Here is a 13,776-nt window from a genome sequence, read left to right as displayed (position 1 = left end):
TGCAAGGAAATGAGGCAAGTTGCGACCTTGCGGCAACGTATTGCACCGTTTCACGGAAAAGTTTAATCTGAACTGGTTAGTTTAGCGTAATTAATACGTATATAGCCGAAAGAAATTAGACGGCTGTGCCGATGAGACTGCCAGGAAAGGCAAAACATGCGATTGATTCCTGTCCTCACCGCTCTGCTGGTGGCCGGATTTTTGTATTTGGTTGTGTTCGAGCGCGACGAGCTGAAGGCGTTTGCCCTGGGCGAAGACGCGCCGACATCCGAAACCGTCGAGGCCGAAGTAGCGGCAACCCCCGCCGTGGGTGTGGTGGCACGCCATTCCGTGGCACAGGTTATCGACAGCGCGGTTGTATTGCGCGGCCAAACCGAAGCGAACCGTCAGGTTGATGTCAGATCAGAAATATCGGCGCAGGTGATTTCCGACCCGCTTTTGAAAGGCGCGTTTGTGAACAAGGGCGATGTGCTGTGCCGTCTGGATGCAGGCACCCGGAATGCCACGCTGGCGGATGCCCAGGCCAATCTGCTTGAGGCGGAAAGCCGCGTTCCCGAGGCCGAGGCCCGTCTGGAAGAGGCCCGTGCCCGCGTGAAAGAAGCGCAGATTAACAATAACGCAGCCGAAAAACTGTCTCAGGGCGGTTACGCATCCGAAACCCGCGTGGCGGGTGCCATCGCCGCCGTGCGCGCGGCACAGGCCAACGAACAATCGGCCATGGCCGGGGTCAAGGCCGCGAAATCGGGCATCCAGTCGGCGCAGGCCACCGTTGCGCTGGCCGAAAAGGAAATTGAACGGCTGACCATCACGGCCCCTTTCGAAGGGTTGCTGGAAAGCGATACCGCCGAACTGGGCAGCCTGATGCAGCCAGGATCATTGTGCGCCACGATTATCCAGCTTGATCCGATCAATCTGGTCGGCTTTGTGCCGGAAACCGAGGTGAACCGCGTCGAAGTGGGGGCCCGGGCCGGTGCGAAACTGGTATCGGGTGAACTGGTGGAAGGGCGCGTTATCTTTCTTTCGCGCTCTGCCGATCCGGAAACCCGCACCTTTCGCGTCGAAATCGAGGTGCCTAATGCCGATCTGCATATCCGCGACGGGCAAACAGCCGAAATCCTGATCGGGGCAGAAGGCGCCAAGGCGCATCTGTTGCCGCAATCGGCGCTTACGCTGAATGATCAGGGCACCTTGGGCGTGCGTGTTGTGGATGCCGAGCAGACCGCCCAGTTCCAGCCCGTCACCCTGCTGCGCGATACTGTCGATGGCGTCTGGCTGGCCGGATTGCCGGACATGGCCGACGTGATCCTTGTGGGGCAGGAATTCGTGATTGATGGCGTGCCTGTCGTGCCGACATATCAAGAGGTCAAACAATGACCGGACTAGTCGACTGGGCCGCCAACAGGGCCCGAATGGTTCTGGCCTTTATCGCCCTGTCCCTGCTGGCGGGCGGTTTTGCCTATTTCTCGCTTCCCAAGGAAGGCGAGCCGGATATCGAAATTCCGGCGCTGTTCGTTTCGGTACCGTTTCCCGGCATTTCTGCCGCCGACAGTGAAACGTTGCTGGTCAAGGTGATGGAAACCGAACTGTCCGATCTGGACGGCCTGAAAACCATGACCTCAACTGCCAGCGAAAGCTATGCGGGCGTTGCGCTGGAGTTCGATTTCGGCTGGGACAAAACCAAGATCATGGCCGATGTGCGCGACGCGATGAACACGGCCGAGGCCCAGTTTCCCGACGGTGCCGAAAAATATTCGATTGTCGAGATCAACTTTTCCGAATTTCCGATCATCATCGTGAACCTGACCGGCCCGGTTCCTGAACGCACAATGGCGCGTGTTGCCAAGGACTTGCAGGACGAGCTTGAAGGGCTTGAACCGGTGCTTGAGGCCGGGATTGCGGGCAATCGCGACGAAATGCTTGAAGTGATCATCGATCCGCTGCGCCTTGAATCCTACAATGTGTCGGCCAGCGAACTGATCGCCGTGGTTCAGAACAACAACCAGCTGATCGCCGCGGGCGAGGTTGAAACAGCGCAGGGCACATTTGCCGTCAAAATCCCTTCGTCTTTTGACGAACCGCGCGATGTCTATGCCCTGCCCGTCAAGACCAATGGCGACCGTGTCGTGACATTAGGTGATCTGGCGCAGATCAATCTGACGTTTGAGGATCGTCTGGGCACCGCGCGTTTCAACGGGGAAACCACCGTTGCTTTGCAGGTGGTCAAACGCAAAGGCTTTAACCTGATTGATACCGCAACGCTGGTGCGCGAAACGGTTGAACAGGCCAAGGCCAACTGGCCGCCCGAATTGCGCGCGGCGGTCAAGGTGGGAACCTCGAACGACCAGTCGCGCATTGTCGGTTCCATGGTCAGCCAGTTGGAAGGCTCGGTTCTGACGGCGATTGCGCTGGTGATGATCGTGGTGCTGGCCGCCCTGGGTACGCGCGCCGCCCTGCTGGTCGGCTTTGCGATTCCGACATCGTTCCTTTTATGTTTCGTATTCCTGGCTGTGATGGGGGTGACCATCTCGAACATCGTGATGTTCGGCCTTATTCTGGCCGTGGGGATGCTGGTTGATGGTGCGATCGTTGTGGTCGAATATGCCGACAAGCGCATCAAGGAAGGCACCGGCCCGATGCACGCCTATGTCGAGGCGGCGCAGCGGATGTTCTGGCCCATCGTCAGTTCCACCGCGACCACGCTGTGTGCCTTTTTGCCGATGCTGTTCTGGCCCGGCGTTCCGGGCGAATTCATGGGCATGTTGCCCGTCACGCTGATTTTCGTGCTGTCCGCATCGCTGATCGTGGCGCTGATCTATCTGCCTGTCATGGGCGGTGTCACCGGCCGGATGAGCCGCATGTTCGGGCGCACATCGGATGCGCTGCGTGCCCGCCTGCCGTGGCTTGCGCGCGCGGCGCTGGTGCCTGTGGCCCTTTACATGCTATTCCTGGGTGCGATGCAGGTGCTTAATCCGCATTACCTGCTGCCCGATACGGCATCCGTTCTTTCGGGCGAACTGTTCGGCGTTGCGCTGTTCCTGTTCGCGGCCTTCTCTGCGTCGGTCACGCTGGGGGCTGCACGGATCGAACGCAAGGCCCGTAAAATCAGGGCCGGTCACAGCCGTACCCCGTTCGGGTTGTTCACCAAGTTCATCGCCGGCAACCCGATCACGCCGCTGGTTACAATCGCTGTTGTGGGCTTTGGCGTGATGACCGTGTTCGGCCTGTTTGCGACCAACAATAACGGTGTCGAGTTCTTTGTGGAATCCGAACCCGAACAGGCCACCGTTTACGTGCGGGCCCGTGGCAACATTTCCCTGACCGAGGCCGACAACATGGTGGCGCAGGTCGAAGATATCGTGATGGCCCATCCCGGTGTGGTCAACGTGTTCTCGTTCGCCGGTGATGGCGGTTTGAACACCGATTCCAGCGGAAATTCGATCCCCAAGGACACGGTGGGACAGGTCCAGTTTGAAACGATCCCGTGGGAAGACCGCCCGACCCAGACCGAAAAATGGTTTTTCGGCCTGCTGGAACGCCAGATCAGTTCGGTTGAATTTGATGGCGATACGGTGATCGACGAACTGAACGCCGAACTTGCCAAATTGCCGGGGTTCGAGGCTGAAATTCTGGCGCTAGCGCAAGGCCCGGCATCCGGCAAACCGGTACATCTGCGCCTGAAAGGCGATGATTTCGAGGTTCTGAAAGACGCCGCAAACATCGCCCGCGACAAATTCGACTCAACCCCTGCCCTAACCCAGATCGAAGACACCCGCCCCCTGCCCGGCATCGACTGGCAGATTGACGTAGACGTTGAAAAAGCGGGGCGTTACGGCGCCGATGTCGCCACTGTGGGTGCGATGGTTCAACTGGTCACGCGGGGCGTGTTGCTGGACACGATGCGTGTCGATACCAGCGACGAAGAAATTGAAATCCGCGTCCGCCTGCCCGAAGAAGATCGCGTTCTCAGCACGCTTGATACGCTCAAGGTACGCACCTCCGACGGGCTGGTTCCGCTTAGCAACTTCATCACCCGCAAACCGGTGGCCAAACTGGCCGAGATCAGCCGTGTCGACCAGCAACGCTATTTCGACGTGAAGGCGGATTTCCTGCCTGCAATGGTGAAATTCGTAACCGATGCAGGCACCCCGCAGGCGCAAATTCTGGCGGTGGCCCACACCGTACCCGAAGATCAGGGCACCGGATCGGCCGAGGCGAAACCAGGCACTTTCATCGGCCCGAACGACACTGAATACGACCAGTTGCGCCTGAGCGAGGGTGTCAGCATGGATACGCTGACTTCGGCGCTGGAGGATGGCAGCCTGAGCGCTGTACCAATCAACGCCAACGAACGTATTGCCGAACTGACCAAATGGCTGGAAACCGAACCGCTGCCAGACGGCGTGGCGTGGGAATGGACCGGCGATCAGGAAGAACAGGAAGAAAGCGGTGCGTTCCTGATGAATGCGTTTGCCGGTGCGCTGGGGCTGATGTTCATCATCCTGCTGGCGCAGTTCAATTCGTTCTACAATTCGTTTCTGGTGCTGATCGCGGTGGTGTTGTCCACCACCGGCGTGCTGATCGGCATGATGGTGATGAACCAGCCGTTTTCGATCATCATGACGGGCACCGGTATTGTCGCCTTGGCGGGGATCGTGGTGAACAACAACATTGTTCTGATCGACACCTATCAGGAATATTCCCGCTATATGCCCCGGATCGAGGCGATCGTGCGCACTGCCGAAGCGCGCATCCGCCCCGTTCTGCTGACCACGATCACGACAATGGCGGGGCTTGCCCCGATGATGTTCGGGCTGTCGCTGGATTTCATCGGCGGTGGCTATACCATCAACAGCCCCACGGCGCTGTGGTGGAAACAGCTGGCCACCGCTGTTGTGTTCGGCCTTGGCATTGCCACGGTGCTGACGCTGATCGTGACGCCTTCGATGCTGGCGCTGCGCGTCTGGTTCACCACCTACGTGCACTGGTTCGCGCGTCTGCTGGCGAAACTGTCGATGGGCAGCAGTTCGAAAGCCGCCAAAGACTGGGCCTTGCAACGCGCCGCGCGCCGCCTGAAAGCGCCCGAGATCATCTGGACAGATCCCGATCTGCCTTTGGCGCCGGTCGATACCGCCCCGCTCAAGGCTGCTGAGTAATCAGGATTGGGCGGGGCTTAGCCATGACGCGGATGTGAAGGGATATTTCACGCCGGCTTGTCTAGGATAGACGTGTTTCCAAAACCGGAGTTGCCCAGATGATCCTGCACCGTATCGCCCCTGCCCTTGTCCTGTCCCTGACACTGTCCCTTAGCGGAGGAACCGCCATGGCCGCCGACCTGATCCACAAAATCAGCCCCCATTCCGTCAGCGTCACCATCGACCGTCTGGCCGCCGCCGTCGAAGGGGCCGGTGCCAAGGTGTTTGCGCGGGTCGATCACGCCGCTGGCGCGGAGAGCGTTGGCGAGGAACTGCGCCCGACACAGATGCTGATGTTCGGCAATCCGAAACTGGGATCACCCGCGATGCAGGCGGCGCAGACATCCGGGCTCGACCTGCCGCTGCGGGTTTTGGCCTTTGCCGATGCCGAAGGTGTCGTGCATGTGGTTTATCATGATCCGGCAGAGCTTGCCGCGACGCACGGCATTGCGCCCGATGCAGAAGTGATCGCCAAGATGACCGGCGCATTGGGCAAGCTGACGGACAAGGCTGTGGCATCGGAATAAGCCGGTGGGTTGCCCCCGCGCTACGCCGCCTGTTCTTCGGATTGCTGACGATGCCAAAGCTGGGCATAGCGCCCATTTTGCGCCAGCAAATCATCATGGGTGCCGCGTTCGACGATCTTGCCCGCCTCCAGCACGATGATCTGGTCGGCGTCGGCGACCGTGCTCAGACGGTGGGCGATGGTGATCACCGTGCGCCCTTCGCCCGCGCGGTGCAGCGCGTCCTGAATTTCATGTTCGGTTTCGCTGTCCAGCGCCGATGTCGCTTCGTCCAGCAGCAGAATTGGCGGGTTCTTGAGCAATGTGCGGGCGATCCCGACGCGTTGCTTTTCCCCGCCAGACAGCTTTAACCCGCGTTCGCCCACGGCCGTGTCATAACCTTCGGGAAGGCGCATGATAAAGTCGTGGATTTGCGCAGCACGGGCAGCGGCCTCGACCTCGTCCTGGGTTGCGCCCTCTTTGCCGTATGCGATGTTGTAGCGGATCGTGTCATTGAACAGCACAGTATCCTGCGGCACCACGCCGATGGCGTCATGCAGGCTGTCTTGTGTGATGTCGCGCACGTCCTGCCCGTCGATTTTCAAAGCGCCCTTTGTCACGTCGTAAAACCGGAACAGCAACCGCCCGATGGTGGATTTGCCTGATCCGGTCGATCCCACAATGGCCACGGTCTTGCCCGCATCAACCGTCAGCGACACGCCGTTCAGGATAGAGCGCGCAGGATCATAGCCGAAATGCACATCGTCCAGTTCGATCTTGCCTCCATTCACCTGCAAAGGCTTGGCGCCCGGCTTGTCCGTCACTTCCTGGGGTTGTTCCAGCAGATCGAACATTTCGCCCATGTCCACCAGTGACTGGCGGATTTCGCGGTAGACCGTGCCCAGAAAATTCAGCGGCACGGCGATTTGCAGCATGTAGGCGTTGACCATCACGAAATCACCCACCGTCAGTGCGCCCTGCTGCACACCAAGTGCCGCCATGACCATGACGCCGATCAATCCTGCCGTGATCAGCAGCGATTGGCCGAAATTCAAAAACGCCAGCGAATAGGATGTTTTCAGCGCCGCGCTTTCGTATTGCCGCATCGCCACGTCATAGCGGGCAGCCTCGCGCGCTTCGGCGCCGAAATATTTGACGGTTTCATAATTCAGCAGGCTGTCGATCGCCTTCTGGTTGGCATCAGTATCCTGATCGTTCATTTCGCGGCGCAGTTTCACCCGCCATTCGGTCACGGCAAAGGTAAACCAGACGTAGAACGCGATGGTCACGGCCACGACCACCAGATACCAGACATCGAAGAGAACGGTCAGGATCACCCCGATCAGCAGCAGTTCGATGATCAGCGGACCAATGCTGAAGATCAGGAACCGCAACAGGAAATCCACGCCCTTGACGCCGCGTTCGATAATGCGGCTTAGCCCGCCGGTCTTGCGCGTGATGTGATAGCGCATCGACAGGCGGTGGATGTGTGCAAAGGTTTCCAGCGCCAGCTGGCGCAGCGCACGTTGTCCGACAGCAGCAAAAATCGCATCGCGCAATTGCTGGAACGCCACAGACAACAGGCGCGCCATGCCATAGGCCACTGTCAGCCCTACCGCCCCCAGCGCCAGCATCGGCACACCTTCATCCGCAAGAGCATCCACGGCCCCTTTGTAAAGGACAGGCGTATAGACCGTGACCAGTTTGGCCAGAACCAGAACGAACAGCGACAGGACAACGCGGCGTTTGACCCAGGCCTGCCCGTCAGGCCACAGATAAGGGCCGACCTTGCGCAATGTGCGCCAGCCGGACCGGCGCTCTTCAGCGGATATTTCTTCAGAGGTGAGAGACATTCAGGCTTCCTTGGGCGCGCTGGTGCGACCGGTGTCAACACATAGGGCGCGCGTACCGGAATGGCCAGACCTGCGCCCTGTATTTGACGCCGCAGCAGTCGCGGCGTCGATCGGGGCGCGCCCTAGTCGGGCAAGGCAAACACCTGACCGGGATAGATCAGATCGGGGTCGCGGATGCTGTCGCGGTTGGCGTCAAACACCCGCACGTAAAGCAACCCGTCGCCATAACGTTCGCGCGCAATCGCCCAAAGCGTATTGCCGGCCTGCACCGTGACCGCCTGCACCGGTGCGGCGCTGTTCTGCGCGGCCAGTGCGGCCGTCAGAACCTCTGGTTCTTCGCGTTTAAAGGGGGTTTCAACACGACTTGTCACCGTTCCCGACCCGTCAACCTGATCGATACGCAGGGTGTAAACGCCGGTATCGACAGATGGCAGATCACCGCGCCAGCGCCCGTCCGGTTGCACGGGCAGCGTGGTGACGGGTCGGTTGTCCAGATAAACGCGGACAAAGCCCTCCCCCGGCGCGCGTCCGCTTAGCTGGACATCGCCCAGATCGGAATAGCCGATTGTGTCCAGTTCTACTGTCGTCATGGCGCCGGGCGCGCCCTGAACCAGTTCGACCCCGTCCGCATCCGAACGCAGCACGGCAACCGGTGCTTGGGGCGGCGCTTCAGCCACATTGTCGGCGGGGTCAATCGCCGCCGTTCGGGTGGCCGCATCCGCATCGCTTGGTTGCGCGGGTTCCACTTCCGCGACCGTTGCCGGTGCTGTGTCTTCGGCCACAGGAACGGGTTCCGCCACCGTGTCCGGTTCCTGAACAGCCTCGGTCGTCACTGTTGTAGTGGGCTCTGTCGCGGCCTCATCTACCTCGGGGGCCGCCATTGCCGCAATTTCATCGGCGCCGGTTTGCGGCGCTGCTGGCAGCTGCGCGGCGGCCACATCGGTCGTGTCTATGGGGCTTGTGCCTTCCGGTGCAGCGAGCGCGGCGGTTTGCGGAACTGTCGGTGTCAGGATCATTTCAGCCAAGGACCGTGCCTGCGTGCCGGTTTTTTCCGATTGCAGGGCCAGCACGCGCGGCGCCGCACTGGGCGGCAGGGTCAGGAAGCTGACGAAACTGCCGCCCGCATCCGCCGTTGCGCGGGCAATTTCCGTCCCGTCCATCAGGATCATGATCGTGCTGGCGGGATCACCCCGCCCCGCAATCACGGTTGTGCCGTCCGGTTCCACGCGCACGGTGTCAAAGGTCGGCGCAATGGCGGTTTCTGCGTCCGCTGGTGTACCTGCATCAGCATCGGTGTCTGTTTCCGGTTGCGCCACGACCTCGGCATCGGTGTCCGGTTCAGCCACCTCTTCCGGTGCGGGATCGGTCGAAGGGGTCTGGGTGGCCTGCACCTCGGGTTTGGGCGCGGCAGGTTCGGTCGGGACAGAAGCGTCGGGCTGGACCAGTGCATCCAGATCGCCGTCGCTCGGCAGGGCACCGTCATGGGGCGCGAACACGCCCGCCCAGTAAAGCCCTCCCAGAACAAGTGCCGCCGCAACCGCCACGCCAGCCGCACCCTTGCCCGTCAAGAGCCCTGCCTTTTTGTCCATTTTCGCCCATCCCCTTGTGCGCAATTGAGCAACCTTATCAACAGCCCTGCGCGCGGTCAAAACATCGCTGCTGCCGCTCTATCATCGGGGGCGGCCGTATTTTTGGCAAAAAGAAAGTGAAGGTACCCTGTTTGCAGGACCGGATTTGTGGCATTGCGGATGCAGGATATGGATCGTGGTAAAAGGATGTTTCAAATGGCGAAAACCGGGTTTTCAGTCTGCGTCTACTGCGGATCCCGCGACGGGGCGCGCGCCGCCTATGTCAGGGATGCCACCGCTGTGGGCACGGCACTGGCGCAGAACGGCTGGCAACTGGTCTACGGTGCGGGGGATATCGGGCTAATGGGGGCCGTGGCGCGTGCTGCACAGGCCGCGGGCGGCGACACATTCGGCGTGATACCCGCGCATCTGGTAGCGCGCGAGGTCGGCAAGACCGATCTGACCCGCTATGTGGTGACCGAAACCATGCACGAGCGTAAAAAGGTCATGTTCATGAACGCCAATGCGATTGTCGTTCTGCCCGGTGGTGCGGGCTCACTGGACGAACTGTTCGAGGCCATCACATGGCGCCAGCTTGGCCTGCATGAAAAACCGATATTCCTATTGAATACAGATGGCTACTGGGATCCGTTGATGCAATTGATCAATCAGGTGATCGATCAGGGTTTTGCCGATGCGTCACTGGCCGGTTTTGTTTCGGTCAAGGCGACGCCCGCGGAACTGATCGAGGCCCTGCGCGCGGTTCTGTCCTGAACCAGCGCGCTGATTGAATAGAGCGCCAGCGCGATCCAGATCATCGGAAAGGCAATGGCGTGCCAGGGGCCGAACGGTTCCCCGAACAGGATCACCGCGCAAAAGAACTGCAGCACCGGATTAAGGTAGGCGATCAGACCCAGTGTCGACATCGCGATGCGCTTGGCCGCATAGCTGAACAGGATCAGCGGCACCGCCGTCACCGGACCGGACAGCACCAGCAACACGGTATCTTGCATATTGGTGGCAAAGCCGCCCTGCCCACCCATCTGCGCGGTCACGATCACCGCCAGCGCCAGCGGCGAAAAAAGCAGGATTTCGCAGGTCACGGACACGACAGGGCCGGTATCCAGCCCCTTTTTGATCGTTGAATACAGCGCGAAGGTGCAGGCCAGCGCCAGGGATATCCACGGCGCCACACCCAGGCCATAGGTCAGCACGCCTACCGCCCCCGCCGCGAGCGCCACAGCCCCCCATTGCACCACCCCCAGACGTTCGCGAAACCCGAACCGTCCGATCAGCACCGCAACCAGCGGGTAGATGAAATAGCCCAGCGATGCCTCGGTCGTGCGTTCGATCTGGATCGCGAAGATGAACAGGAACCAGTTGACGGAAATCATGCAGGCCGCCAGCGCGATCAGTGCGAAATTGCGCCACGTCGACAGCGCCGCGCGCACATCCCCCAGACGCGATTGCAGGGTCAGGATCAGAACGAACAGAACCAGCGACCACCAGACACGATGCGCCAGCACCTCAATCGCGGGAATATGCGCCACCTGTTTGTAGAAAATCGGCGACAGGCCCCAGATGGTGCAGGCGGCGATGATGGCGGCCACGCCTTTGCCTGATTGTGTCATCCCAGCCCCTTTGATCGCGCCAAGCGGTGCCACGCGGATGCGGGGGCGTCAAGCCTTGGGTCGCGTCAGGGCGTGGTGGGCAAGGATCGTCTGGCCAGCCGCCCTGTTGGATGTATAAAGGACGCAATTTCCGACCACGCACATTTGACGGGAACGCATTTTGGCAGAAGATACTGGTTCCAAAACCCAAGATCACGACACCGCCCGTCTGGAAGCGGCCCTGACCCGAGAGGCCGCAATCCGCGAAATTCTGGAAGTCATCCGCGACAATCGCGAGAATGAAGCCCCTGTTTTTGACGCGATCCTGCGCAAGGCGGCTGCCTTATGCCGTGCGCCCCACGCAGCGCTGAACCTTGTCGACAGCAACCGGAAGTTTCTAGAATATACCGTGTCTTACGGGCCAGACCTCAAGCTGTCCAAACCCGGCATTACCAAATGGGCACTGCAACCGAACTCGCTTATTGCGCGCACAATTCTTGAAAAACGCGCGATCCGCGTTGATGATCTGGCCGATTCAGACGAATACCGCGCAGGTGATCCCGGACGGGTCGCCCATGTGAACGAAGACGGTATCCGCAGCTATATGGCCGTCCCGCTGATCATCAATGACACCGCAATCGGCAATATCGGCCTGTTTCGTCGTGCTGTGGATCCTTTTTCACAGGATGATCTTGAGCTGATCCAGACCTTTGCCGATCAGGCCGTCATCGCCATCGAAAATGTACGCCAGTTCCGGGAAGTCCAAAAGCGGCTGGACCGCGAGGCCGCCACACGCGAAGTTCTGGAGGTGATCAGCCAGTCGCGAGCGGATGAACAGCCGGTTCTGGATATGATCGTAAGCAATGTTGCGCGGTTATGTGATGCAACGCTGGTTGGCCTGTCGCTGGTCAACGCGGCGCGCAGCGCGCTTGAATACACTACCGTCTGGGGCACGCGATATGAAACATTCTATGAGGGTTTCGAATTTGACCTGAACGGACCGTTGCAAGTGGCCGTGACCGTTCGCGAGGCGCGCATTATTCACACGCATGACCTTTCGGATGATCCTTTGTATCTGGCGCGCGACCCTGTGCGCGTGAAAATGGTGGAAGAAGTTGGCGTGCGTACCATGCTGACGGTTCCGCTGATCAAGGATGGCGTTGCCTTCGGATGCCTGAACATCAACAGAAACGAGGTGAAGCCTTTTTCCGAAGATGAAATCGGCCTGATTGAAACCTTTGCTGAACAGGCCGTTATCGCCATCGAGAACGTACGCCAGTTCAGGGAGATCGAACAGCGGCTGGAGCGGGAAAAGGCAACCCGGCAGGTCTTACAGGTGATCAGCCAAAGCCGCGACGACGAAACACCGGTGTTCGAGGTTATTCTCGATCGGGCGGCGCGGTTGTGCAATGCCCAGCTTGCGGGTTTGCAGCTGGTCAACGAGGCGGGCAGCCACGCACGGCTGATTTGCAACTGGGGGGCCAGTGGCGGTGTGTTCAATCCCGGCTTTGAAATGGATATGGAGGGCACCAATCTGGTCGTTGTGGCGATCCGCGAGGCGCGGGTGATCAGCGTTGCGGATCTGAAAGACACCGATCTTTACCGGCAGGGCTGGAAGTTGCGGCGACAGTTGGTGGACGAAGAAGGTGTGCGATCATGGCTGATCGTGCCGCTGCTGCGTGACGGTGTCGGTTTTGGCAGCATGACGCTGAGCCGCAAGGAGGTAAAGCCGTTTTCAGCAGACGAAATCGCACTGATCGAAACCTTTGCCGAACAGGCCGTGATTGCCATCGACAACGTGCGCCAGTTCAAAGCTCTTGAACGCCGCACAGCCGAGGTCGAGGCGCTGAATGCGGGGCTGGAAGAACGTGTTGCCACCCAGGTCGATCAGTTGGAGCGCATGGGGCGTCTCAAACGGTTCCTGTCGCCGCAGGTCGCGGATGCGGTGATTTCATCGGGCGATACCGCCCTGTTGGGCAGTCACCGCGCCCTGATAGCCACACTGTTTTGCGACATCCGCGGCTTTACCGCGTTTTGCGAACGCGCCGAACCCGAAGAAACCATCGAAGTGCTGCAAACCTATCACGAGGCAATGGGTCAGTTGATTGCGGCCCATGGTGCAGGCGTGGACCACCGCGCGGGCGATGGCATCATGGTGATCTTCAACGATCCCCTGCCCTGTGACGACCCAACCGGTGATGCGCTGCGCATGGCATTCGCGATGCAAGAGCGGATGGCAGACCTGGCGCGCGGCTGGCGGCGCATGGGGCACAAGCTGGGCTTTGGCGTCGGGATTTCGCTGGGATATGCCACGGTTGGCATGGTCGGCTCCGAAGGGCGCTATGATTACACGGCTTCGGGCACTGCCGTAAATCTTGCCGCGCGCCTGTGCGATCATGCCGCCGACGGAGAGATATTGCTAAGCCCGCGCGCTTGTCTGGCGGTCGAGGACATCGCCCGAACCGAACCTGTCGGCGCGTTGGAGTTCAAGGGCATCCACGCCCCCACCGAAGTGTTCAGGGCCGTGGCGCTGAAAGGATGACGGGAATGCCAGACAAACAAACCTATGCCGAGATTGCAGACGTCGTAAAAACATATGTCGAAGGCATGTGCGAAAACGATCCTGCCAAGCTGCGCCGGGCCATGCACGAAAGAATGTGCTGCATCGGCCATTTCCAGGGCGGCCTTGAATGGGACAGCCGCGACGCGTTTATCGCAGGTGTGGACAAAGCCGTCGACGCGCCGGACCCCGCGCCTTGGTACGCGATCAACACGATATCGGTTTTCGGTGACGTGGCCATGGTTCAGGTCGAAAACATCTGGCTGGGCGATCACTATGACGACACACTTACGCTTTTACACCACGCGGGAAGATGGGTGATCGTGTCCAAGGTGTTTTATCTGCGGCCTGAAAAGTGAACTGGATTGATCCCAACACAGGGCAGCGCCTGACCTTGGGGAGGTGCAACGCGCCTTCCCGAGGGGAAGGTCAGGCGCTGCCCGGCGAGGCCGGGCGGGCGGTGACGGACACGCCCACCAAGTTACATTAC

General features: G+C 60.1%; 9 protein-coding genes. 6 read left to right on the top strand and 3 right to left on the bottom strand.

From position 1 onward, the window contains the following. Positions 1-156: 156 nt before the first annotated feature. The 3 genes from C1J05_RS08415 (at position 157) to C1J05_RS08405 (ending at position 5,719) form a co-directional block, all read left to right on the top strand. Positions 157-1,374: an efflux RND transporter periplasmic adaptor subunit gene (locus C1J05_RS08415; RefSeq protein WP_114869860.1), complete on the top strand. Its 1,218-nt coding sequence runs from the start codon at positions 157-159 to the stop codon at positions 1,372-1,374. Beyond that, complete coding sequence (locus tag C1J05_RS08410) at positions 1,371-5,153, top strand: efflux RND transporter permease subunit (RefSeq protein ID WP_114869859.1); 3,783 nt, start codon at positions 1,371-1,373, stop codon at positions 5,151-5,153. The genes C1J05_RS08415 and C1J05_RS08410 overlap by 4 nt, the downstream gene beginning before the upstream one ends. 167 nt (positions 5,154-5,320) lie before the next feature. Beyond that, positions 5,321-5,719 carry a DUF302 domain-containing protein gene (locus C1J05_RS08405; RefSeq protein WP_441351688.1) on the top strand — a complete coding sequence of 133 codons (399 nt, stop codon included), beginning with the start codon at positions 5,321-5,323 and terminating at the stop codon, positions 5,717-5,719. Positions 5,720-5,739: 20 nt separating this feature from the next. On the opposite strand, the gene C1J05_RS08400 is transcribed toward C1J05_RS08405, so the two are convergent. Then, positions 5,740-7,548 carry an ABCB family ABC transporter ATP-binding protein/permease gene (locus C1J05_RS08400; protein WP_114869857.1) on the bottom strand — a complete coding sequence of 603 codons (1,809 nt, stop codon included), beginning with the start codon at positions 7,546-7,548 and terminating at the stop codon, positions 5,740-5,742. Between the two features lie 122 nt (positions 7,549-7,670). Continuing rightward, on the bottom strand, positions 7,671-9,137 hold the full coding sequence (locus C1J05_RS08395) for a LysM peptidoglycan-binding domain-containing protein (protein ID WP_114869856.1): 1,467 nt from the start codon (positions 9,135-9,137) through the stop codon (positions 7,671-7,673). A gap of 195 nt (positions 9,138-9,332) precedes the next feature. On the opposite strand from C1J05_RS08395, the gene C1J05_RS08390 reads away from it, so the two are divergent. Further along, positions 9,333-9,890, top strand: a complete 558-nt coding sequence (locus C1J05_RS08390; protein WP_114872206.1) for a TIGR00730 family Rossman fold protein — start codon at positions 9,333-9,335, stop codon at positions 9,888-9,890. Here the strand turns inward: C1J05_RS08390 and rarD are convergent. Further along, on the bottom strand, positions 9,797-10,747 hold the full coding sequence (gene rarD, locus C1J05_RS08385; protein ID WP_114872207.1) for an EamA family transporter RarD: 951 nt from the start codon (positions 10,745-10,747) through the stop codon (positions 9,797-9,799). The two genes, C1J05_RS08390 and rarD, sit on opposite strands and share 94 nt — an antisense overlap. 160 nt (positions 10,748-10,907) lie before the next feature. Between rarD and C1J05_RS08380 the strand changes: the two genes are divergently transcribed. Both C1J05_RS08380 and C1J05_RS08375 read left to right on the top strand, forming a co-directional pair. Continuing rightward, entirely contained in the window at positions 10,908-13,268 is a 2,361-nt protein-coding gene (locus C1J05_RS08380) for a GAF domain-containing protein (RefSeq protein WP_114869855.1), read from the top strand. Positions 13,269-13,273: 5 nt separating this feature from the next. Further along, the gene (locus C1J05_RS08375) at positions 13,274-13,645 is read left to right on the top strand and encodes a nuclear transport factor 2 family protein (RefSeq protein WP_162797962.1); all 372 of its coding nucleotides are present in this window, start codon (positions 13,274-13,276) and stop codon (positions 13,643-13,645) included. Positions 13,646-13,776: the final 131 nt, after the last annotated feature.

This window comes from Sulfitobacter sp. JL08 (genome assembly GCF_003352045.1).
Taxonomy (GTDB): domain Bacteria; phylum Pseudomonadota; class Alphaproteobacteria; order Rhodobacterales; family Rhodobacteraceae; genus JL08.
This window is presented reverse-complemented; position numbering and strand designations above follow the sequence as displayed.